The organism is Simplicispira hankyongi (assembly GCF_003570885.1).
GTDB classification, from domain to species: domain Bacteria; phylum Pseudomonadota; class Gammaproteobacteria; order Burkholderiales; family Burkholderiaceae_C; genus Simplicispira; species Simplicispira hankyongi.
In genome coordinates, this window is the sequence record NZ_QXJC01000001.1 from 1,285,902 (window position 1) to 1,307,294 (window position 21,393).

A 21,393-nucleotide genomic window follows, 5' to 3' on the forward strand; every position below is an offset into this window, starting at 1 on the left:
GCTTGCTTGCGACCGGGTCAGATGGGCAAAAACGAACGGAGCACTTCCATTCCCGCCGGAGGAACGGGTCGCGGCGCGTGACGGACTTGTTGGGTCACGCCCTATGCCTTCGGCGGCACGCCGCGCCCCCCGCGCCACAACCAAAACGCCGTGGCAGCCAACAGCACGGTAGCGGCCGCATTCGCCCAATGGAGCGCATCCCAGCCTGCCCACTGGGTGCTCCCGATCCATCGCACCAGCAGCGGGCCGGCGATTTGGCCGGCCGCGAAACCAGCGGTCATGCGGGCCAGCAGCGGTGTCGGGTTGGAGGGCATTCGCTCCCGCGCCAATTGCAGGCCGGCCATGGTGGCGACCATGAAAGTGCCTCCCACCAAAACCGCCGAAGCGGTCAACGTCCACAAAGACTGTTGGCACAGCGGAAGCAAGGTGCCCAAGGCCATGACGGCCTGGGCTGCGGCCCAGACTTTTCTGCGCGGCCAGGCCGACAGCCAGCGGGACGCAACAGCAACCGACAATGCCGCCGCCGCGCCAAAAATGGGCCAGGTCAGGCCGAAGACCAGCGGATCAGAGACGAGTTGCCTCGCCATGGTGGGCAGGTACGTGGCCGGAATGATGTAGCCAAAGCCAAAAGCGCTGTAGCAAAACACCAACCCCAGATGGCCTTTGCCAGGATGCGGCCCCTTCGTCCGATGGGCGCCCGTGTTGGCCGCCGGGGGCACCAAAGCGGCAGAGGGAGCAGCCAGGCTGCGCAGCACGTAAGCCGTGCCTGCCGCCGCCAACCCCCCAAGCTCCATCCAGAGCAGCAGGGCCGATTGCTTGCCTCCGAGCCAGGCCAGGATGCCGGTCAGCGCAATCCCCAGGCCGACACCGGTGTACATCCATCCGCCCAATGAAGGGGACTCTCTGCGGGCCAGTTCGGACATGCACCACCCGCTTGCGCACACCAGAACCCAGGCACTGAACACACCGGCGCTGCCGCGCAAAATTGCGCCAAGCCAGGGAAGGGAAGCCGTGCCCCAGACCATGCACCCGGTGGTCAGCGCAACCCCGATCAGCCCTATGCGGATACCGTTTCGAGGCGAACGCCCAAACATGGAGGCTGTCAGCGCCCCGACCAGATAGCCGATGTAGTTGGCGCCGGCCCATTCGGTTCCGGTGACCGCATCCAAGCTTCCATCCCGCAGCATCAGCGGCATCAATGGCGTAAAGGCAAACCTGCCGATCCCCATCGCGATCGCGAGGGAGACAAGGCCGGTGATGACGATCGTCCAGGGTGACAGCAGGTGGGATGGGCGGGTAGGCATGCGGAATTAAACCGCACAAACCCCCATCGCCGCGCTGGCGAACCCATCGGGGGCGCCTTCCTCGTAGAGCGGGGCCTGGCAACGGTTGCCACCGCACAAGGGTGGCACCCGCACCGTTCAGCGCTGTGCCCGAACTTTGCCGATGCGGTAGCGGTGGTAGGCGAACGCGACGATGGAGGCAACGAAACCCGATGCCGCGCCGACCCCGAGCGCCCAGCGAGGGCTGAAACCGTCGGCCACCCACCCAACCAAAGGGGCGCCAAGCGGCGTGCACCCCAGGAAGATGGCCATATAGATCGCCATGACGCGCCCACGCATGGCGGGCTCCGTTCTCAACTGAACCAGACTGTTGGTTGAGGTGGTGAACGTTTGCGCCATGGTGCCCATCCCTACCAAAGCCAAGCCGAACAACCAGACATTGGGCATGACCGCGGCAAGCGTACACATCACGCCAAATCCAAAGGCACTGGCGGCCAGAATCGTCAGTCGGGGCTGCTCGCGTCCAGCGGCAAGCAAGGCGCCCAGGACGGACCCAACCGCCATGGCCGACGACAGCGCTCCGTACTGATGGGGGCCACCATGAAAGATCGTGACCGACATGGTCGAGATGAAAATCGGGAAATTGACTCCGTAGGTTCCCACCAGGAACAGCATGGCCAGGGCAATGACAAGGTCGGGCTTGTGCCTGACGTAGCGCAGGCCGTCGGCCATGGCGACTCCGGGCTTGCCGGGCTTGCCGGTTTTGGGCAGGCGGCGGAGCTCGCCAACGCGCATCTTCAGCAACGACGTGAGGACAGCGACAAAGCTCAAGCCATTGATGATGAACAGCCACCCCGTTCCCAAGACCGCGATCAGCACCCCGGCGATCGCTGGGCCGATCAATTGGGCGCTGTTGAACAGCGTCGAGTTCAGCGCGATCGCATTGGGCAGATCGTCATCGCCCACGAGTTCCGCGACAAAGGTCTGGCGCACCGGAGCATCGAAAGCGCTGATGCACCCCATGAGCCCGGCAAACACGTACACCTGCCACAGCGTCACAAGCCCCGTAAGCACCAGCAGACCAAGACCCAGCGCGGTGGCCGCCATCGCCGACTGCGTGGCAAGCAACATTTTTCGGCGATCCACGCGATCGGCCACGGCCCCCACCACGGGCATCAGGACAATCGGCGGGCCGAATTGGAGCGCCATCACCACGCCCACCGCCGTCCCGCTGTTGTGGGTCAACTGGGTCAGCACCAGCCAATCCTGGGCAATGCGCTGCATCCACGTGCCGATGTTGGAGACAAACGAACCGGCGGCCCAGACGCGGTAGTTGCGCCTGCCCAGCGAGCGGAACGTCCTTGTCAGCCGGGCTTTGACGCTGGCGCCGGAGGTAGGTGAAAAGGGGTTCATTGAAGAGACGGTGTGCAGCCGACGCTTTCCAGGTTCGACAGGCTGCTGTATCGATTGTGAGGCCAGGAAACCGACTTGCCCGGCCGCAGACGTTAAATCACCTTGAGAGACAAGCATGGCGCGCCACAAGGGGCGCGGCACCCCACGCGACGCAACGCTACCCAGCCGCTCTCTGGCTTTTGGGGAGCAAGGCGGCCACGACGCCCAGCAACGGCAGGTAGGCGATCGCCCTGTAGACGAACTCGATGCTGGTGCGGTCGGCCAACAAGCCCAGCGCCGCGGCGCCAAGGCCTCCCATGCCAAAGGCAAAGCCGAAGAACAAGCCGGATACCGCGCCAATCTTTCCGGGCATCAGTTCCTGCGCATACACAAGAATCGCCGAGAAAGCCGACGACAGAACCAGCCCAATCACGATCGTGAGTGCGGTGGTCCAGAACAAATCGGCATGCGGCAGCAGCAACGCGAAGGGCGCAACGCAGAGAATGGACGCCCAGATCACCGGCTTGCGCCCGATGCGGTCGCCAATCGGCCCACCGGCGAGCGTGCCGATGGCCGAGGCAAACAGGAAGATGAACAGGTGTACCTGCGCGCTTTGCACCGACAAGCCGAACTTCTCGATCAGGTAGAAGGTGTAAAAACTGCTGATCCCCGCAATGTAGAAATACTTGGAAAAAATCAGTACCAGCAACACGCCAATGGCAAACAGCACCACGCCGCGTGGGTGCGGCGAGCTTGGTGCGGCTCGCAGGCCGACCGGCCCAGCCGCAAGGTTGCGCGCGGCATACCAACGGCTCACCTGCAGCAGCATCGCGATGGCCAGCAGTGCGGCGAGCCCAAACCAGGCCACGCTGCGCTGACCGAAAGGAACAATCACGGCCGCTGCCAACAAGGGCCCAATCGCGCTTCCCGTATTGCCACCCACCTGGAACACCGACTGCGCCAGCCCGTGCTGCCCGCCGGACGCCAGCCGGGCGATACGCGACGATTCCGGGTGGAAGATGGCCGACCCCAGGCCCACAAACGCAGCCGCAAGCAGCAGCACCGCGTAGGTCGGCGCATAGGCCAAAAGGATCAGACCGCACAAGGTGGAGACCATGCCAAAGGGCAGCGAATACGGTTGCGGCCGCCTGTCGGTCGTCAGGCCAATCAGCGGCTGCAGCAGCGACGCCGTCAACTGGTAGGTCAGCGTGATGAAGCCGATCTGCACGAAGCTCAGGTGAAAGTCGCCCTTGAGAATCGGGTACATCGCCAGGATCAGCGACTGCATCATGTCGTTGACCATGTGCGAGGCGCTGATGGCGCCCAGCACGCGGTACTCGGCCTTGGGGGCTCGGGGCGGCCTCAGCGTGGCGGCAAGACTGGACATTGGAAGGAGTTTTTCTGGAACAGGCGCGCGAACCACTGAAACGGGTTCGATGAGGCGGCTGGAACACGGGAATTCTAGATTTCGAATGGAAATCTGTCTTGCGGCCCGGTTCACCACCGATCAGGAGGTGGTGCCAATCGGGCTGGCGGGCGTGCGTGCCCTGCCCGCCCATCGGCCGGCACGCTTGCAAGCGCAAAATCGTCCCTTCTATTGTGTTCTTGGAGCCAAGACATGGAAGCACATGAACCACTGTGCGAAACGTTTCGCCGCTTGCACGACGCGAATTGTTTCGTCATGCCGAACCCCTGGGATGTGGGGAGCGCACGGGCTCTGGAGCAAATGGGATTCAAGGCTTTGGCCACCACCAGCGCAGGCTTCGCGTGGTCGCGCGGCCTCCCGGACAACCAGATCACCCTTGACCAGGCGCTTGAGCACCTGCGCCACATCGTTGCCGCCGTTGCCGTGCCCGTGAACGCAGATTTCGAGGGTGGCTTCGCCATTGAGCCGACACAGGTCGCAGCCAACGTGAAACTCGCCGTGGCCACCGGCATTGCGGGGCTTTCCATTGAAGACGCCACAGGCGACGCTGACCGTCCCTTGCACGACTTCGAACTCGCGGTCGCCCGAATCCAGGCTGCGCGGCAGGCGATTGACGGGGCGGGCAGTGGCGCCCTGCTCACCGGCCGATCAGAAGGCTTCATCTGCGGGCGCCCGGACATCGCCGAGACAATCCGCCGCTTGCAGGCCTATGCAGAGGCCGGCGCCGACTGCCTGTACGCACCGGGGATTCACCAGCGAGAAGATATCGCTGCAGTCGTCGCCGCGGTGTCGCCGAAACCGGTGAACCTGCTGATCAACGCGCCTTACATCACGGTTGCCGAGGCTGCAAATCTGGGAGTTCGCCGGATCAGCGTGGGCGGCGCGCTGGCGCGCACGGCCTGGGCGGGGTTCCTGCACGCGGCCAAAGAGATTGCGGAGGGGGGGACGTTCGCTTGCTTCGAGGGGTTGCCGAAGGTGGATGCGATGTTTCTTGGGCGGTAGGGGTCGAGTGCCTTGGCGTCAAGACGGCGGACCTTTGAGGGGGCAGCTTTTGAAGGCAAGGCAATGGCCGAAATGGGGGTTTTCGGTTGGCTGTTGTCGACCCATTGCAGCCCTGCACCTCAAGCTTATGTAAGGCTCCTGGTTGATCGCAAGCGGTCGCCCATCAAAGCACCTTGCAGGTACTCCATCGGTCTGGATGACGCATACGTTGGGGGCTATCGACGTGTTAGCCTGCCTAGCACAAGATTGTGCGCATCAACGCACCATCAATTCACGCAATTCAAGTAGCACATGGCCACTAGCAACCGCGTCAAGGGACGGATCGGTGTCAACACAGTCGCGACGATCGTCGAGAACTTCTGGGAGAGCGGCTGGCAGGAGTACGGTGCGTCCAACGACGACGCCATCGACGGCGTCATCCTCATGCGAAGGGGCGCGGCAAAACCTGCGGATACCGGCGGCATCGTGTTTGTGCAGGTGAAGTGCGGCGGCGACGGCTATCGCCAAGATCAGAAGCAACACCCCGATCACGTAGGCGTTGCGCTGGGGCCGGCATATATCGCAAAGCACCGCAGCCGATGGCAACGGGTTCCGGGCCCCGCTGTCCTAGTCTTCGTTGACGACACCAAAGACAAACTGGCGCCGCCGGCGTGGTGGGTGGACCTCAGAGATTCCGCGTCCTATTCGACGACCAATGCGGGAATGATCCTTATCCCGAAGTCGCAGCGGTTCTCGCATCACTCGAAGGGCGACTTCCACCGGCTGTGTGGCGCGCGCACACACGACCGTCTTTTGGAGACGTTCTCGCTCGAGAGAAGTGACACACTCTTGCCAGTCCTCGGAAAGACCGAGTCGCTGCGCAACGATGCATGGAAATACTACAAAGCATGGCGTGACGACTCGACGGCGAGGCAGAACCCCTTGCTGAGAGAAATTCTGGTCAACCGGGAGGGCTGGAAGCACATCACGCGCCGCGGCCGGCTGCCTGAACGGATCGTTCAGTCCTGGATGCTTCTCGGTGCGGCCAAGAAACTGGTCACCAGCTCCCGGGAGGTCTTCAACCTGGGACACGCGAAAATCACGAAGTTTGCGGACGGCAACTCGGTGACAGAGGACTATCTCGGCCTGCGCGGGATTATCAGCTTCCCTTACCGCCACCAATCGGTCGTGCAGGTCGTCTTGAAACGAAACAGGTTGCTCTCGCCGAGCGACGCGAGGCGGGAGCGCGAGAAAATCTGGTTCTACTCGGTCTACGAGATGCGCCGAGGAACAATGCAGGGGGTGTAAGGTGCGCGACCGCCTACCACGGCCGGAATAGAACTTGAGCGAAAACTCGGTTGAGAAGTCCGATACGCCATTACTCTTCAATAGCAATGGGGCTAGCCGCGCAAGGTGATTCTAGCGAGGCGACGAAGGGACCAAAACCCCGAGAACCCGCAAGCGACAGTTTGGTGGCGGAACTGTTGCACCGCTCGCCCACTGCGTTTGGCAGAGTACGAGCCGCACTTCCAGGGGGTTGATCTTCAATCCTCGCGGTCATGGGGGTCTCTCAGACTGACCGACGAGTGCTGTCCAGGGCCAAGGAGTGGGCGATTGAGTTGTTCGGAACAAAGCCGATTCGATAGGCACCGATGACCGCACTCGGTAGTCGACAGTCGTTCGTTGCTTCCTTGTAGTTGGCTGCTTGTGGCCGACAACAGCCGCTCATCGTCTGGAACTCAAATACGCTGCCTCAGACGTGCATGCCAAAGGAAACGCGTTGCGCCCTCCGTTCCGGGATTGGGGTCTGAGCACGAGTTTCGCTGCGCGAAATCGTGATCCGACCCCAATGCCTGCGCTACTGAGCCGGGGCCGAGCGCAGCGATGGCCCGAAGGGCGGCCCGGCTCCCCTTCCCCTCTGGCCATGCCGAGGAGCACAGCTTCAGGCGGATCAGGGCCGCCTTCAAAACCAAGTGATTCAGGCGAGGCTCAATGCGGCAACGGGGTTGCCTTCCAGCCCGGGTGCTGGAAATAGGCGCCGTAGGTATTGAGCGCCTGCGCGATCTTGACCACGCCCGAGGCGCGCTCCGGGTCGCCCTGCTTGCCTTGCGCCATGTCGGCGCCCGCCACCATTTCGGCGATCACGGCATGCAGCTGCGCGTCGGCTTTGGGGTCGAGCTTGCAGTTTTCCACGATGTAGCCGATCTGGGCCGTGACCGCCTGGCCCAAGGCATCAAAATCGGCCGCCTTGGCCTTGCCTGCATGGGCGGCGGGCAGGGTGCGGTCTACCGATGCCTTGATCTCTTGCATGGCCTTGCGCAGCGGCGCATCGGTGGCCCATTTCTTGCCCGCATTGAGCTCGATGGGATGGGACGCGGCCGCGCCATGGTCGTGGCTTTCAGCGGCCAGGCTGGCCAGCGGGGTGACCAGGGTGGCGGCCAGCAGAAGGGACAGGGCTAGTTTCATGGTGAACTCCGGTGAAGGTTGACGTGCATTGGGGCCGTGCAATGGCGCGGCCTTGCTGGTGTCAACGAACCCCGCACCGAAATGTTCCATTCAATTTGCATCTTTGTTTGCATTCCGGCCGCCCGCTTCAATGGCGGTGCAACTGCTCTTCCTCGGTGGACTCTTGTGCGTAGCGGCTGAGCAGCAGGTTCATCAGCTTCTCACGCTGCGGCGCATCCAGCAAATCGCGCTCTGCCAGCAGTTGGGCAATCACGCGCTGCTGCTGGGCCGCCTGCAGCGCGGCAATGGTGGCCTGCTCGGCGTCGATGGACGCCCGCTGCGGTGACTCGGCAAAAATGTGGCGCACCAGCGACTCGCGGTGGCGGCGAATGTCGCTCCAGTTGGCCGCGAGATCACGCAAGAAGGCTGGCTCCAACTGCTGCCAGCGCTCGCGCTGCTGCGGTGCCAGGCCGAGGTAATCGGGCACATTCAGCGGCGCGGCAGCGGCGTTCGGCGCCGGTCTGGCCTGCTGCACGAGAACGGCGGCGAGGGTGCCGAGGTTCAGAGCCAGAGACAGGGCCAACAGCCCTTTCCACATCGTGCTGCGATTCATGGCATGGCTTTCGATAAACGACAAATTTCAACGGCTGCGCACAGCCCGCCGGGCGGCACCGGGTCGAACACGCGCACCAGGCTTGCGCTCGGAGCGCTCACGGCCCCACCGCCTGCCAGCAAGCTGCCCAGCCACACCCCCGATGCCAGCGCCAGGCCGGTGCCCAGCCCGGCGGGCACCCAGCCCGTCCAGAACCGGGGCCTGGCACGGGGGCGCGGGGGCGGCGTTCGCAGGCGGTCCTTGAGGCGCGCCGAGAGGTCAAACCCCAAAGTGGGCGACGGCAGCTCGCGCATGGCCTGTCGCAAATCCTCGAATTGAGCCAGACGGCGCTGGCAGACCGGGCAGCCCTGCACATGGCGGGCCAGCTTGGCGTATTCGGCGGGCCGCATTTCCTGGTCCGCGTAGGCGGATAGCGCCGGGTCTTGGGGGCAGCTCATTTCGGTACCTCTTCTGGTCGGTGTGGCATTTTTTCCAGCAGTGCGGTGCGCGCCCGTGCAATGCGCGACTTCACGGTGCCCACGTTCAGGCCGAGCACGGTGGCAATGTCCTGGTACGGCATGTCCTCGATCTCGCGCAGCAGCAAAATTTCGCGGTGCTCGGCGGGAAGCCGCGCCAGCGCTGCCTCCAGGCTTCGATAGCGCTGGCGCGTTTCCAGCACAGCGTCGGGTGCTGGCGCGGGGTCGGCGAAGGCATCACCATCGTCTTCCTCCAGGGGCACGAACTGCACGCGCTTGTCGCGGCGCAGCCAGTCGAAGGCCAGGTTGCGCGCAATGCGAAACAGCCAGGCCGAAAAATGCGTCTCCAGTTGCCAATGCGCCAGCGCCTGGTAGGCGTTCAAGAAGGTGTCTTGCGCCAGCTCGATGGCCTCGTCGGGCGAGCGGGTCAGGCGCACCAGAAAGCGATAAATACGGTCCTGGTAGCGCACGACCAGCTCAGAAAACGCGGCCCTTTCGCCCCGCTGCGCGTGCGCAGCGCATTCTTCGTCTCCCAGGTGTTTGAAGTTCTGCATGTGCCTTGATCACGCCAACGAACAGAGGGGGAAAAAGTTCCATCGTCCCCAGGAGGCTGTCGGACTTGGAGCGTCGAGAGCGAGAATCGGCCCCACCGAGGACAGTTTTTGCCGGATTTGCAGCCCCATAGCCCGACTATGGGGCAAGAAAACGGTGAAGCATGGACCGCTGCGGCCGATTTGCAGCCGACGATTTCCAAGTCCGACAGGCTCCTAGGCGCTTGCCGCCTGGGAGGGCGGCACCCGCCTTGGCAATGGACTGCACCACCTCACGTCCACCACCGCACGGCTCCTGCGGCCGCCGCCCCGAGCACCACCACCAGCAAGAACGGCAACCGCGCCCACAAGGCCAGTGCGGCCACCGCCAAGGCCGCGAGCCGCGCATCCAGAACCAGCGCAGTGCCCGAGGCAAAGGTGTTCATCACGGTCAGCGCCGACAGCAGCGCCACGGTGATGGCGCCCGCCACGCGCGTCATGCGGGGGTTGTTCAACCAGCGGGCGGGCACGGCGTAGCCGGAGAGCTTGGTGAGGTAGGTGACGGCGGCACCCACCAGGATGGCGAGCCACAAGCTCATGGTGCAGCCCCTTCAGCGCCTGCCGATGCCGCTGCGCGATCCGGCATCCACCAACCCCAGGCTGCGCCCACGGCAGCAGCGACGAGGATGGGCAGGCCGGGCGGCAGTTGGGGCAAGGCGAGCGCGGTGACCACACCACTCAGCACCGCCAGCGCCACGGGTTCGCGCTGGCGCAAGCGGGGCCAGAGCAGGCCGAGGAAGGCAGCCACCGCTGCGCCGTCGAGCCCCCAGCGGCGCGGGTCGCCCAGGGCGTCGCCCAGCCAGGCGCCGACAAAGGTGAACAGGTTCCACAGCACGAAAATGCCCAGGCCCGCCACCCAGAAGCCACGGCGCTGCTCATCCAGCGCGGTTTGGCCGGCGGCAGTGGCGGTGGATTCGTCGATGGTGACCTGGGCGGCGAGCCATTTGTGCCAGCCACGGGGCTGCAGCATGTGGTTCATCTGCATGGCGTAGACGGCATTGCGCACGCCCAGCAGTGCTGCGGCGCCGAGCGCGGCAGAGGGCACGCCGCCGCCCGCGATGACGCCAATGAAGGCGAACTGCGAGCCACCAGTGAACATGAGCAGGCTGAGCGCCATGGTCTGCCCCACCGTGAGCCCGGCCGCCACGGCCAGGGCGCCGAACGAGACGCCGTAGAGGCCGGTGGCGGTGGCGATGGACAGGCCCATGCGGATGGCGGGGGTCCAGGAGGCGGGCCGCAGGGTGGGCAGTGAGGAATTCGAATTAGTCAATTTTGATAGCTGGTAGCGCTTGCTACATATGCCTTAGAGGCCGAAAACATCTAAAACCAACGTCCCTCGCGCCAACTGCATTCAAGATGCCGGCAAGGGGGGGCAGTTCCGGGATTGGGGTCTGAGCAAGAGTTTCGCTGCGCGAAATCGTGATCCGACCCCAATGCCTGCGCCGTTCGCACCACCATCGCTGTGCTGCTGGCGGCGCCAGTCAATGCGCCTTGTCCCAATTGGGCCCCACGCCCACTTCGGCCAGCAGCGGCACTTTGAGCGCGGCGACACCGGCCATCAGGCGGGGAATGTCGTGGCGCACCCAGTCCACATCGGCCTCGGGCAGCTCGAACACCAGTTCGTCGTGCACCTGCATGATCATTTTGATGGCCGGCTTGTGCGCGTCCAGCTCTTTCTGCACGGCCACCATGGCCAGCTTGATGAGGTCGGCCGCCGTGCCCTGCATGGGCGCGTTGATGGCGGCGCGCTCGGCGCCGGCGCGGCGCGGGCCGTTGGGGCTGTTGATTTCGGGCAGGTACAGGCGGCGGCCAAACACGGTCTCCACGTAGCCCATGGATTTGGCCGACGCTTTGGTCTCGTCCATGTACTGCTTGACGCCGGGGTAGCGCTGGAAATAGCGGTCGATGTAGGCGGCGGCGGCCTTGGTTTCTATCCCCAGGTTCTTGGCCAGGCCAAAGCTGCTCATGCCGTAGATGAGGCCGAAGTTGATGACCTTGGCGTAGCGGCGCTGCTCGCTGGACACTTGGTCCACCGCCACGCCAAACACCTCGGCGGCGGTGGCGCGGTGCACATCGAGCCCGTGCTGAAAGGCATGGAGCAAGGCCTGGTCACCGCTGAGGTGCGCCATGATGCGCAGCTCGATCTGGCTGTAGTCGGCGCTGGCGATGACGCGGCCGGGCGGTGCGACGAAGGCCTCGCGGATACGCCGGCCTTCGGGCGTGCGGATGGGGATGTTCTGCAGGTTGGGATCGTTGCTGGACAAGCGGCCGGTGACGGCCACGGCCTGCGCGTAGTGCGTGTGCACGCGGCCGGTGCGCGGGTTGGCGAGCTGCGCGAGCTTGTCGGTGTAGGTGCCCTTGAGCTTGGAGAGGCTGCGGTGCTCCAGCAGCTTGGCGGGCAGGGGGTAGTCCTCGGCCAGCTTTTCCAGCACCTCCTCGTCGGTGCTGCGCGCGCCGGTGGCGGTCTTCTTGACCACCGGCATGCCGAGTTTGTCGAAGAAGATTTCGCCGAGCTGCTTGGGGCTGGACAGGTTGAAGGGCTGGCCGGCGATTTCATACGCCTCGGTCTCCAACTGCACGATGCGCTGGCCCAGCGCGTGGCTTTGCGCGGCCAGCGTGGGCGCGTCGATCAGCACGCCGTTGCGCTCGATGCGGTAGAGCGTCTCGCTGCTGGCGATCTCCAGCTCGTAGATGAAGCGCAGCTTGTCGTCGGCCTGCAACAGCGGCCACAGGGCGTTGTGCACGTCCAGCGTCTGGTCCGAGTCTTCGCAGGAATAGGCGGCGGCTTTGTCGACCGGCACCTGGGCAAAAGGAATCTGGTGCGCGCCCTTGCCACACAGGTCTTCGTAGCTGATGCCGCTGCGCCCCGTGTGGCGCAGCGCCAGGCTGCTGAGGTTGTGCGGTTTGTGCACTTCCAGCACGTAGCTTTGCAGCATGGTGTCGTGCGCGTAGCCCTGCACTTCGATGCCGTGGTTGGCAAACACGTGGCGGTCGTACTTGATGTGCTGGCCGAGCTTGTGGCGCTTCCCGTCTTCCAGCCAGGGCCTGAGGCGCGCCAGCACGTCGGCGAGCGGCAGTTGCTCGGGCGCATCCGGCCCGGCGTGGGCCAGGGGGATATAGGCCGCCTCGCCCGCCTGCACGCTGAAACTGATGCCGACGATTTCGGCGCGCATCTCGTCGAGCGAGGTGGTTTCGGTGTCGAGGGCCACCAGCTCGGCCGCCTGCAGGCGCTGCATCCACTGGTCGAAGTCGGTCCAGTTCAGGACGGTGTCGTACACCACGCTGCGGTGCTGCGCGGCCTCGGCCACGGGGCTGGCGGAGTGGTCGGCGAACAGGTCGCCACTCTGGCCGGGCATGGCGACATCGGGAGCGTTGGTGGCGGCTGGGGACGCGGTTTCCAGCGCGCGGGCCAGGCTCTTGAAGCCATACAGCTCGTAGAAGTCCTTGAGCCGGGGCACGTCGGGCGCGCCAATGGCAATGGCGTCGAGCCGGGGCAGGCCGGCGATCCATGCATCCAGATCGCAGTCGGTCTTGATGGTGAGAAGCTGGCGCCCCGTGGGCAGCCAGGCCAGCGCCTTGCGCAGGTTTTCGCCGGCCACGCCCTTGATCTTGTCGGCGCTTTGCACCAATGCGTCGAGCGAGCCGTATTCCTGCAGCCACTTGGCGGCCGTCTTGGGGCCCACCTTCTCCACGCCGGGCACGTTGTCGATGGCATCGCCCACCAGCGTCTGGTAGTCCACCATCAGCCGTGGTGGCACGCCGAACTCGGCTTCCACGCCGGCCAGGTCGCGGCGCTTGCCGTTCATGGTGTCGATGATGGTGATGTGCTCGTCCACCAACTGCGCCAGGTCCTTGTCGCCGCTGCTGACGATCACCTCGATGCCCTGGCGCGCGGCCGTCACGGCCAGGGTGCCGATCACGTCGTCGGCCTCGACGCCCGGCACGTCCAGCACCGGCCAGCCCAGCAGGCGCACCACCTCGTGGATGGGCGGAATCTGCGCGCGCAGGTCGTCGGGCATGGGGCTGCGGTGCTGCTTGTATTCGGGGTATATCTCGTCGCGGAAGGTAGGCCCCTTGGCGTCGAACACGCAGGCGGCGTAGTCGGCGCGCACCTCCTTGCGTAGCGCCTGCACCATGTTGACCATGCCGCGAATGGCACCCGTGGCGGCACTGGCCGGGTCGCCCGGCACGGCGCGCAGGTCGGGCATGGCGTGGAAGGCGCGGTAGAGGTAGCTGGAGCCATCGACCAGCAGCAGGGTTTTTTTGTCGCTCATGCGCCAGATTGTGCACAGGAAGCGGGCGCTGGCGGTGGCCGCCAGGACATCGCCAAGGGGCTTGCCCTCTGGCGCCCTGGCAGCGCTTCGTGTTGAATGTCGCCGGTCGCCATTTGGTTTGGCACTGCCCACTTGGGAGGACTGCATTGAAGCTCAAGAAAATCGCCCTGGGAGCGCTTGCCGCGCTCGTCGTTGCCGGCACCGCCGGCTGGTTCAGCCTGGACAAGGAGACGCGCGCCCTGCTGAAAACCGCGCCGACCAACCGCGACCTGCTGTTCTGGAGCGTGCCGCAGCGCGACGCGGCCTTTCGCGCACTCGACCGGATTTCACTGCTGGCCAAATGGCACGTCATTCCGGCCAGCAGCGCGCCCAAGCCTCTGCCACAGGGCGAGCCGCTCAAGCTCCCCATCGACCTGGACGCCTACATGGCCAGCCAGCGCAGCGCCGCCATCGTGATCCTGCAAGGCGGCAAGCTGCGGCTGGAGCGCTACGGCCTGGGCTTTGACAAGGACGGGCGCTGGACGAGCTTCTCGGTCGCCAAATCCTTCACCTCCACGCTGGTGGGCGCGGCGCTGCGCGATGGGCTCATCAAGAGCATGGACGACAAGGTCAGCGACTACCTCCCGGACATGAAAGGCTCGGCCTACGACGACGTAAGCCTGCGCCAGCTGCTCACCATGACGTCCGGCGTGCGCTGGAACGAAGACTATGCCGACCCCCACTCCGACGTGGCCCAGTTCAACAACCACAAGCCCGAGGCCGGGGTGGACGCGCTGGTGAGCTACATGCGCAAGCTCCCGCGCGAGGCGCCGGCCGGCACGCGCTGGCACTACAGCACGGGGGAAACCAATCTGGTGGGCGTTCTGCTGGAGCACGCCATCAAGAAGCCGCTGGCCGACTATCTGTACGGGAAGGTCTGGAACCCCGTGGGCATGGAGCAGCAGGCAACCTGGCTGCTGAGCAAGACGGGCAACGAGATCAGCGGCTGCTGCCTCCAGGCCGCCACACGCGACTTTGCCCGCTTCGGCGAGTTCATCCTCGAGGGCGCCAAGGTGAACGGCCAAAGCATCGTGCCGGACGGCTGGCTGGCTCAAGCCACGTCCCGCCAGGCTGCCACCGGCCAGCCCGGCCGGGGCTACGGCTACCAGTGGTGGACGTACGACACCGGCGCTTTTGCCGCGCGCGGCATCTTCGGCCAGGGCATTTTCATCGACCCCAAGCGCAAGCTCGTGATCGCCTCCAACGCCGACTGGGCCGCTGGCGCCAGCGACCGCGCGACCAGCGACGCCCGCGAAGCGTTCTACCGCGCTGTGCAGAAGGCGGTGGACGACGAGGCGGCTGCCACGCCAGCGCGCTGACCCGATGGGGCGCTGGCGCCCAGGCCGGTACAGTTCACCGGCCCTGCGCCTCTGGCGCGGAAGCGGCGCGGCGCGGCACGCCTAGAATCGCGCCATGCGCGCCCTAACCCCATTGATTGCCTCCCCCCTTGCCTCTCTTGTGCTGCTGGCTTTCGTCAGCGCCCCTGCTTTCGCTCAGAATACCAGCCAAAATGGCGTCCAGGGCACACAGGACAAGCGCGAGCAGCTCTCGAATACAGAGCAAAAAGACAAGCGGATCGAGCAGCGCACCGAACGCATCCACCTGCAAGACCAGGGCAGCACGGTCGATGAGCTGCGCATTGGCGGCCAGACGCGCAGCATCACGGTGCAGCCCGCCGCCGGCAACATGCCCTCCTACGAGGTGCTGCCCTCTGACGGCGTGCGCAACCGCCCGCAGAATGGCGCCGAGTCCACCACCGGCCCGCGCGTGTGGAATGTGATGAAATTCTGAGCGGCGCCGCCCTCTGCCCTGTCCTCGCCCCGCGGCCCGCCTCGCGTCCGCCCTTTTTTGAACGCCCCGTTTTCGTGGTGCCCTGAGCCATGGCTGTATTTACCCCCGTCTCCCCCGAAGCGGCCAGCGCGCTGCTGCACAAGCTTGATCTCGGCGAGCTCGTCGCGTTGCGCGGCATTGCCGGCGGCATCGAGAACACCAATTACTTCGTCACCTGCACGGCGGGCGAGTACGTGCTGACGCTGTTCGAGCGCCTCACGGCCGAGCAACTTCCCTTCTATCTGCACCTGATGAAGCACCTGGCGCACGCCGGCATTCCCGTGCCCGACCCGCAGGGCGACGCGCAGGGCGAAATCCTGCACAGCGTCTGCGGCAAACCCGCCGCCCTGGTCAACCGCCTGCCCGGCCACAGCCAGCTCGCGCCAGAGCCGGTGCACTGCGCGGCCGTCGGCGGCATGCTGGCGCGCATGCACCTGGCGGGGCGCGGGTTCGAACGCCAGCAGCCCAACCTGCGCGGCCTGGCCTGGTGGAACGAGACGGCACCCCTGATACTGCCAAAAATGGCTACGGACGAGACTGCGCTCTTGCAGGCCGAGCTGGCCTACCAGAACCATGTGGCCGAGAGCCCCGCCTGTGCGGCGCTGCCACGCGGCCCGGTGCACGCCGACCTGTTCCGCGACAACGTGATGTTCGAGGGCGAGCAGCTCACCGGCTTCTTCGACTTCTACTTTGCCGGTGTCGACACCTTTTTGTTCGACCTGGCGGTGTGCATGAACGACTGGTGCGTGCACCTGCCCAGCGGCGCGCACGACGCCGAGCGCGCCAGCGCGCTCTTGCGGGCGTACGAGGCCGTGCGGCCGCTCACCGCCGCCGAGCGCAGCCTGCTGCCCGCCATGGCGCGCGCCGGAGCGCTGCGCTTCTGGATTTCGCGCCTGTGGGACTGGCATCTGCCGCGCGAAGCCGAGGTGCTGACGCCCCACGACCCGCGGCATTTCGAGCGCGTGCTGCGCCAGCGCGTCGCCCACCCTCTTGTGCCCTCTGCCTGCGCCTCCACCTGCCTGTCTGCATGAAACTTCACATCGTCCCCGCCCGCACCGGCATCACCTGGGTCAAAAGCGGCATTCGCGTCTTCTGGCGCCAGCCCATGGCGCTGTCAGCGCTGTTCTTCCTGACCATGGCGGCCATGTCGGTGGCGACCCTGCTGCCGCTCGTCGGCCCGGTGCTGGCGCTGGCACTGCTGCCGTCGGCCACGCTGGCCATGATGGTCGCCTCGGCCGAAACCATGCAGGGGCGCGCTCCCACGCCTGCCGTGCTGCTCACCGCGTTTCGCGCCGGGCGCCAGCGCCTGCGTGCCATGGCGGTGCTGGGCGCGCTGTATGCGGCGGGTTTTCTGCTCATCATTGGGGTCTCGGCACTGTTTGACGGCGGACAGTTTGCCCAGGTGTACCTGGGCGGCGCGCCGCTGACGCAAGAGGTCGCCGAAAGCGGCGCCTTCCAGCTCGCCATGTGGGTTGCGATGCTGCTGTATCTGCCGCTCTCATTGCTGTTCTGGCATGCGCCCGGCCTGGTGCACTGGCACGGCGTGCCACCGGTCAAAAGCCTGTTCTTCAGCTTCGTTGCCTGCGTGCGCAACCTGGGCGCGTTCACGGTCTATGGCCTGGCCTGGCTGTTCGTGTTCGCACTCGGGGGCATCGCCATGAGCCTGATTTCCGGCCTGCTTGCCGCCATGGGCCTGGTGAGCGCCCCCACCGTGCTCGGCGGCACCATGGTGGCGCTGGCGATGATGCTGGCCGCCATGTGCTTTACGTCGATTGTGTTCACCTTTCGCGATTGCTTTGAGCCGCCCGACGCCACGCAAGCCCCCGAAGCCCCTGCGGCACTGGCAGAAACCGCGTCCGAATAGAGCCAGAACCGCGCTCGCTCCCAAAAAACCCGGTCTGGCCGGGTTTTTTGTTTTTCAAATGCCTGTCACATTGCGTTTCTAGTCTCCAGGGCAGGAAACGGGCCACCCGCCCGCTCCAAAACCTCGGCGGACCTGGCCTGCCTTCTGGGCGCGCCGCCCGCCTTTCACCGCCCCTTTCTGGAAACCACCATGCCCCACACGACGACGCCCACCCGCCGCAAAGCCCTGCAATTCTTGGCCGGTGTGCCCCTGCTGCCGCTGGGCGCCAGCGCCTCGGCCGCGATGCTGGCCGCCTGCGGCGGCGGCAGTGACCCCGCACCGAAGGCCAGCTACGTGTCCGCCGCCTTCACCACCATGGCCGCGCCCACGCTGGCCAACCCTGCCGCCATGGCCACCACCACGGTGGGCTCGGCGCTCAACATCACGCTGAGCGACAAGTCGGTGCTGACCTACCAACTGGCCTACCAGCCCTTCTTCGTGACCGGCGACATGGTCTCTGATGGCAAGGGTGGCACGATCCTGTCAGGCGGCTACTACGACATCCACAACCAGCCCATCATCGACGCCACGGTGCCGGGCAAAGAGCGCCAATACTTCTCCGACTCCCCCGACGGCACCTCGCTGCTGACCGTCGCCAACCCCACCGTGACCGGCATCAAGGGCAAGGCCGTATTTGCCGTGGTGCAGTTCGAATACACCACCTGGGCGCAAGACGGCAAGACAGACATGTACGGCAAGCTGCCCTCGCCGATCGCCGTGCTCACGCTCGACCAGGACCAGGCCACCGGCAAGCTCAGCCTCGTGAAGTACCACAACGTCGACACCTCCAAGGTGCACGGCCTGTGGATCACCTGCGGCGCCAGCCTCTCGCCCTGGGGCACGCACCTGTCGAGCGAGGAATATGAACCCGATGCCTTCGGAATTGCCAGCAACACCATGTTCCAGGCCTACAGCCAGAACCTGTACGGCAATGCCGCCACGGCCAACCCCTACCACTACGGCCACATGCCCGAAGTGACCGTGAACCCCGACGGCACGGGCAGCATCCAGAAGCATTACTGCATGGGCCGCCTCTCGCACGAGCTGGTGCAGGTCATGCCCGACAACCGCACGACCTTCATGGGCGACGACGCCACCAACAGCGGCTACTTCGTCTTCGTCGCCGACAAGGAAAAGGACCTGTCCTCGGGCACGCTGTACGCGGCCAAGCTGGGCACGGGCTTCTCCATTGACCCCGCCGTGGGCACGGCCGCCGCGCTGACCTGGATCAAGCTCGGCTCGGCCACCAGCGCCGAGATCGAAGCCCTGGCCAACACGCTCAAGCCCACGGACATCATGACCGTGGTCAAGGCCGACCCGGCCGATGCCGCATACACCAAGATCGTCGCCAACGGCAAGACCGAGTGGATCAAGATCAACCCCGGGATGGAAAAGGCCGCCGCCTTCCTCGAAACCCACCGCTACGCCGCCTTCAAGGGTGCCAGCATGGGCTTCAGCAAGATGGAAGGCACGACCGTCAACATCAAGGACAAGATCGCCTACTCGGCGCTGCAGAATGTGCAGGCCTCCATGGTGGCCGGCAACGCCGCCAACGTGCCGGGCAATAACATCTCGGTGCCCAAGCAACTCGTGGCCGGAGTGGTGATGGCGCTCAACCTCAAGGGCAGCCAGAAGGACACCAGCGGCACGGCCATCAACAGCGAATGGATGCCTGCGGACACCAAGCCCCTGCTGGCCGGCGAGGATCTGCTGGACACCGATGGCAAGACCCTCAAGGGCGACGCGCTGGGCAACACGGCCAACCCGAACAAGGTCGCCAACCCCGACAACCTCAAATTCTCGGAAAAGCTGCGCACCCTGTTCATCGGAGAAGACAGCAGCCAGCACGTGAACAATTTCCTGTGGGCCTACAACGTCGACACCAAAATGCTCTCGCGCGTGATGTCGGTGCCGACAGGCGGTGAATCCACCGGTCTGCACGCGGTGGACGAAGTCAACGGCTGGATGTACATCATGAGCAATTTCCAGCACGCGGGCGACTGGGGCAGCATCCACAGCGTGGTCAAAGACACGCTGGATCCGCTGATCAAGGCGAACTACAAAAACAAGTTTGGCGCCGCGGTCGGCTATTTGACGGGAATGCCAACGCAGATGACGTTGGGGTGAGGCTTCGTTCGAGGCAAGAACGCCCGACTGCCGGCAAGCAAGCATGCTTGCTTGCGCGGTGTGCTTTGGCCTCGATTGGGCTTGCTTTTCGGGATGGTTTTGAGGCGCCGGATGCAACAGGCCTTGAGGCGGCATCACAGCAGCGGGCCTTGCGCGCAGGGCGCCAATTTTCACCCGCCCCTCTGCGTCCTGCAAACCGGGCCCACCGTTCAAACGCGCTTAAAGACCGGCTTGTGTCGGGATGGGAAGCTCATAGACAAGGAATTGCTCATTGCACTTCCAACCGGCGGACGCGTACAGCGCCTGCGCCGTTTTGTTGGTCACCGCGGTTGACAGCGAGAGGCGCACCGCTCCCACGGCCTTTGCAAAGGCAACCGCTGCAGACATCAGGCACGCGGCCACCCCTTTTCTGCGCGCCGATGCCTCCACGAAGAGATCGTTGAGCACAAAAATGCGGGCCAGCGACACCGATGAAAAACTCGGATACAGCTGGGTGAAACCGACTGGCCGGTCGCCTTCCAACGCAATAAAGAGAACCGACTCGCCATGATTGAAACGTGCCGACAAAAACGCCCTCGCCGCACCGGCATCACTCTCACGTCCATAGAACTGGCGATAACGGTCAAAGAGCGCCACCAGCGCATCGAGGTCGGACAGGACAGCTTGGCGAACGGTAAGGGTGTTCATATTTTTCCGGTGCGAGACGAATCAGGGGAAAATCAGACTTCAGTCCACGATAAGTTCTAAGACTTCTTCGTCTCCACTTTCGGCGTATCAAAAAAATAGCTCATCCGCTTGCGCGGGCTCAGGTAGTCGTAGGCCTCCGGGCTAAGCTGGCTGGGTTTTAAGCTGGCACTGATCTCGATATCGGTCTCTTGGCTTAGATCCAGAATGATTGCCTCATTTTTCGGCACGCCCGGATCATGAATCAAGACGCTGGGCCGCAATGGTTTGCCAGAATTAATGGAAATCACCATACCCAACGATTCATCCGATAACTTCACCAGCGTGCCCGGGGGATAGACTCCCATGCAGCGGATAAACATATTCAGCGGCACCGGGTCAAACAAGTGGCGCTGCTGCTTGAACATCATCGACAAAGCTTCAAAAGGCGTCAGAGAATCGTCCGGGTTGGTGCGGTTGCAGTGGTTATCGAAAGTGTTAACCACACAGACAATACGGGCCAAAAACGCGATTTCCTCCCCACGCAAATGATTGGGGTAGCCGCTGCCGTCCATATGCTCATGGTGCTGCTCGATGATATCTAGCGACGCTTTCGGCAAGCCAATTTTTCTCACCACATTAAGGCCATACTGGCAATGCAGTTGCAGCAAGTTCTTTTCTGCACGGTTGAGAGGAAGCGTCGAATTCACAATGCGTGCGGGAATTTCCACCTTGCCGATATCATGAAACAGGCAACCGATGCCAATGGCCTTGATATCCTCGGCTGGCAGCGCCAGCTCTTTCGCCAGCATCATCGCCAGCACCGATACATTGAGCGAATGAAAATACACATCCTCACCGGCAATTTTGTCGTTCATGAGGTGGATAGCGATGCTCTTGTCCGCCAGCAGGCCATCGAGCATCTGCTGTACCAATTGATCCGCATCGGCATAAGCGTCTTGCGGCCTGGAAAACACATTGCGCTCGATATTCTTTAAAGTGCTGCCCGCCTTGGCGAAGGCTTTTTCACATTTTGAAATCGCAGCACGCTCGGCAAGGATTCTTTCGATGCGCGCTTTTTTCTCACTGATCAAGGCGTTTTCTTCTGCACTGGGGGCGACAACTTCCGCTGGTGCCGGCACTGGGGCGGTCAAAGGCAAAGGGCGGGTTGAACTACGCGCCGGTTCCACCCGAATCCGCTTGATACCCAACCGCTTGATGGCGTCGATCTGCCCGGCATTCTTTAATATGAAACTATTGCGGGCAAACGTATGATCCAGCCAACTCATGTCCAGATGCACATACAGACCAACGCATAATTGATCAACAGAAATGGTAAGCGTGGCGGGAGAATTCATTGATCAACGGCGCA

Annotated in this window: 19 protein-coding genes; 7 read left to right on the forward strand and 12 right to left on the reverse strand. The window is 64.2% G+C overall.

All coding sequences use genetic code 11. The features are described from left to right. Positions 1 to 101: 101 nt before the first annotated feature. The 3 genes from D3F03_RS05955 to D3F03_RS05965 all read right to left on the reverse strand — a co-directional run bounded on the left by D3F03_RS05955 (position 102) and on the right by D3F03_RS05965 (position 4,062). Positions 102 to 1,304 (reverse strand): YbfB/YjiJ family MFS transporter, encoded by a 1,203-nt coding sequence (locus D3F03_RS05955; protein ID WP_119108362.1) that lies wholly within the window; start codon positions 1,302 to 1,304, stop codon positions 102 to 104. A gap of 117 nt (positions 1,305 to 1,421) precedes the next feature. Then, a complete protein-coding gene (locus D3F03_RS05960) occupies positions 1,422 to 2,651 on the reverse strand; it encodes an MFS transporter (RefSeq protein ID WP_119108601.1) in 1,230 nt (409 codons plus the stop codon). Positions 2,652 to 2,853: 202 nt separating this feature from the next. Then, a complete protein-coding gene (locus tag D3F03_RS05965) occupies positions 2,854 to 4,062 on the reverse strand; it encodes an MFS transporter (RefSeq protein ID WP_119108363.1) in 1,209 nt (402 codons plus the stop codon). Between the two features lie 231 nt (positions 4,063 to 4,293). Between D3F03_RS05965 and D3F03_RS05970 the strand changes: the two genes are divergently transcribed. Both D3F03_RS05970 and D3F03_RS05975 read left to right on the forward strand, forming a co-directional pair. Further along, complete coding sequence (locus D3F03_RS05970; protein WP_119108364.1) at positions 4,294 to 5,103, forward strand: isocitrate lyase/PEP mutase family protein; 810 nt, start codon at positions 4,294 to 4,296, stop codon at positions 5,101 to 5,103. A gap of 291 nt (positions 5,104 to 5,394) precedes the next feature. After that, positions 5,395 to 6,390 (forward strand): DUF4365 domain-containing protein, encoded by a 996-nt coding sequence (locus D3F03_RS05975; protein WP_119108365.1) that lies wholly within the window; start codon positions 5,395 to 5,397, stop codon positions 6,388 to 6,390. Between the two features lie 681 nt (positions 6,391 to 7,071). Here D3F03_RS05975 and D3F03_RS05980 read toward each other — a convergent pair. The 7 genes from D3F03_RS05980 to polA form a co-directional block, all read right to left on the reverse strand. Further along, positions 7,072 to 7,548, reverse strand: coding sequence for a hypothetical protein (locus tag D3F03_RS05980; protein WP_119108602.1), 477 nt, complete (start codon positions 7,546 to 7,548; stop codon positions 7,072 to 7,074). A 127-nt stretch (positions 7,549 to 7,675) separates the two neighbouring features. After that, complete coding sequence (locus D3F03_RS05985; RefSeq protein WP_119108366.1) at positions 7,676 to 8,140, reverse strand: periplasmic heavy metal sensor; 465 nt, start codon at positions 8,138 to 8,140, stop codon at positions 7,676 to 7,678. Next, positions 8,137 to 8,577, reverse strand: coding sequence for an anti-sigma factor family protein (locus D3F03_RS05990; protein WP_119108367.1), 441 nt, complete (start codon positions 8,575 to 8,577; stop codon positions 8,137 to 8,139). Before D3F03_RS05990 ends, D3F03_RS05985 begins: the two co-directional genes overlap by 4 nt. Further along, complete coding sequence (locus D3F03_RS05995; protein ID WP_119108368.1) at positions 8,574 to 9,149, reverse strand: sigma-70 family RNA polymerase sigma factor; 576 nt, start codon at positions 9,147 to 9,149, stop codon at positions 8,574 to 8,576. The genes D3F03_RS05990 and D3F03_RS05995 overlap by 4 nt, the downstream gene beginning before the upstream one ends. A gap of 269 nt (positions 9,150 to 9,418) precedes the next feature. After that, the gene (locus tag D3F03_RS06000) at positions 9,419 to 9,724 is read right to left on the reverse strand and encodes an AzlD domain-containing protein (RefSeq protein ID WP_119108369.1); all 306 of its coding nucleotides are present in this window, start codon (positions 9,722 to 9,724) and stop codon (positions 9,419 to 9,421) included. Continuing rightward, entirely contained in the window at positions 9,721 to 10,455 is a 735-nt protein-coding gene (locus D3F03_RS06005; RefSeq protein ID WP_245960504.1) for an AzlC family ABC transporter permease, read from the reverse strand. The genes D3F03_RS06000 and D3F03_RS06005 overlap by 4 nt, the downstream gene beginning before the upstream one ends. Before the next feature lie 211 nt (positions 10,456 to 10,666). Continuing rightward, the gene (polA, locus tag D3F03_RS06010) at positions 10,667 to 13,459 is read right to left on the reverse strand and encodes a DNA polymerase I (protein WP_119108371.1); all 2,793 of its coding nucleotides are present in this window, start codon (positions 13,457 to 13,459) and stop codon (positions 10,667 to 10,669) included. Positions 13,460 to 13,605: 146 nt separating this feature from the next. Between polA and D3F03_RS06015 the strand changes: the two genes are divergently transcribed. From D3F03_RS06015 to D3F03_RS06035, 5 genes are all read left to right on the forward strand, one after another. Continuing rightward, positions 13,606 to 14,817 carry a serine hydrolase domain-containing protein gene (locus D3F03_RS06015; protein WP_245960505.1) on the forward strand — a complete coding sequence of 404 codons (1,212 nt, stop codon included), beginning with the start codon at positions 13,606 to 13,608 and terminating at the stop codon, positions 14,815 to 14,817. Positions 14,818 to 14,911: 94 nt separating this feature from the next. Continuing rightward, the gene (locus D3F03_RS06020; RefSeq protein ID WP_119108372.1) at positions 14,912 to 15,289 is read left to right on the forward strand and encodes a hypothetical protein; all 378 of its coding nucleotides are present in this window, start codon (positions 14,912 to 14,914) and stop codon (positions 15,287 to 15,289) included. A gap of 89 nt (positions 15,290 to 15,378) precedes the next feature. After that, the gene (locus D3F03_RS06025) at positions 15,379 to 16,359 is read left to right on the forward strand and encodes a homoserine kinase (protein ID WP_119108373.1); all 981 of its coding nucleotides are present in this window, start codon (positions 15,379 to 15,381) and stop codon (positions 16,357 to 16,359) included. After that, complete coding sequence (locus D3F03_RS06030) at positions 16,356 to 17,192, forward strand: BPSS1780 family membrane protein (protein ID WP_119108374.1); 837 nt, start codon at positions 16,356 to 16,358, stop codon at positions 17,190 to 17,192. Before D3F03_RS06025 ends, D3F03_RS06030 begins: the two co-directional genes overlap by 4 nt. 189 nt (positions 17,193 to 17,381) lie before the next feature. Continuing rightward, positions 17,382 to 19,358 (forward strand): PhoX family protein, encoded by a 1,977-nt coding sequence (locus D3F03_RS06035; RefSeq protein ID WP_119108375.1) that lies wholly within the window; start codon positions 17,382 to 17,384, stop codon positions 19,356 to 19,358. Between the two features lie 219 nt (positions 19,359 to 19,577). Here the strand turns inward: D3F03_RS06035 and D3F03_RS06040 are convergent, their stop codons facing one another. Next, positions 19,578 to 20,045 carry a GNAT family N-acetyltransferase gene (locus D3F03_RS06040; RefSeq protein ID WP_119108376.1) on the reverse strand — a complete coding sequence of 156 codons (468 nt, stop codon included), beginning with the start codon at positions 20,043 to 20,045 and terminating at the stop codon, positions 19,578 to 19,580. Between the two features lie 56 nt (positions 20,046 to 20,101). Beyond that, entirely contained in the window at positions 20,102 to 21,379 is a 1,278-nt protein-coding gene (locus D3F03_RS06045; RefSeq protein ID WP_119108377.1) for an HD-GYP domain-containing protein, read from the reverse strand. Positions 21,380 to 21,393 lie beyond the last annotated feature (14 nt).

Excerpts from the sequence above, each read along its gene's own strand:
- D3F03_RS05955 (WP_119108362.1), bottom strand. The coding sequence starts at position 1,304 with ATGCCTACCCGCCCATCCCACCTGCTGTCACCCTGGACGATCGTCATC.
- D3F03_RS05965 (WP_119108363.1), bottom strand. The coding sequence starts at position 4,062 with ATGTCCAGTCTTGCCGCCACGCTGAGGCCGCCCCGAGCCCCCAAGGCC.
- D3F03_RS05970 (WP_119108364.1), top strand. The coding sequence starts at position 4,294 with ATGGAAGCACATGAACCACTGTGCGAAACGTTTCGCCGCTTGCACGAC.
- D3F03_RS05975 (WP_119108365.1), top strand. The coding sequence starts at position 5,395 with ATGGCCACTAGCAACCGCGTCAAGGGACGGATCGGTGTCAACACAGTC.
- D3F03_RS05980 (WP_119108602.1), bottom strand. The coding sequence starts at position 7,548 with ATGAAACTAGCCCTGTCCCTTCTGCTGGCCGCCACCCTGGTCACCCCG.
- D3F03_RS05985 (WP_119108366.1), bottom strand. The coding sequence starts at position 8,140 with ATGAATCGCAGCACGATGTGGAAAGGGCTGTTGGCCCTGTCTCTGGCT.
- D3F03_RS05990 (WP_119108367.1), bottom strand. The coding sequence starts at position 8,577 with ATGAGCTGCCCCCAAGACCCGGCGCTATCCGCCTACGCGGACCAGGAA.
- D3F03_RS05995 (WP_119108368.1), bottom strand. The coding sequence starts at position 9,149 with ATGCAGAACTTCAAACACCTGGGAGACGAAGAATGCGCTGCGCACGCG.
- D3F03_RS06000 (WP_119108369.1), bottom strand. The coding sequence starts at position 9,724 with ATGAGCTTGTGGCTCGCCATCCTGGTGGGTGCCGCCGTCACCTACCTC.
- polA (WP_119108371.1), bottom strand. The coding sequence starts at position 13,459 with ATGAGCGACAAAAAAACCCTGCTGCTGGTCGATGGCTCCAGCTACCTC.
- D3F03_RS06020 (WP_119108372.1), top strand. The coding sequence starts at position 14,912 with ATGCGCGCCCTAACCCCATTGATTGCCTCCCCCCTTGCCTCTCTTGTG.
- D3F03_RS06025 (WP_119108373.1), top strand. The coding sequence starts at position 15,379 with ATGGCTGTATTTACCCCCGTCTCCCCCGAAGCGGCCAGCGCGCTGCTG.
- D3F03_RS06030 (WP_119108374.1), top strand. The coding sequence starts at position 16,356 with ATGAAACTTCACATCGTCCCCGCCCGCACCGGCATCACCTGGGTCAAA.
- D3F03_RS06035 (WP_119108375.1), top strand. The coding sequence starts at position 17,382 with ATGCCCCACACGACGACGCCCACCCGCCGCAAAGCCCTGCAATTCTTG.
- D3F03_RS06040 (WP_119108376.1), bottom strand. The coding sequence starts at position 20,045 with ATGAACACCCTTACCGTTCGCCAAGCTGTCCTGTCCGACCTCGATGCG.
- D3F03_RS06045 (WP_119108377.1), bottom strand. The coding sequence starts at position 21,379 with ATGAATTCTCCCGCCACGCTTACCATTTCTGTTGATCAATTATGCGTT.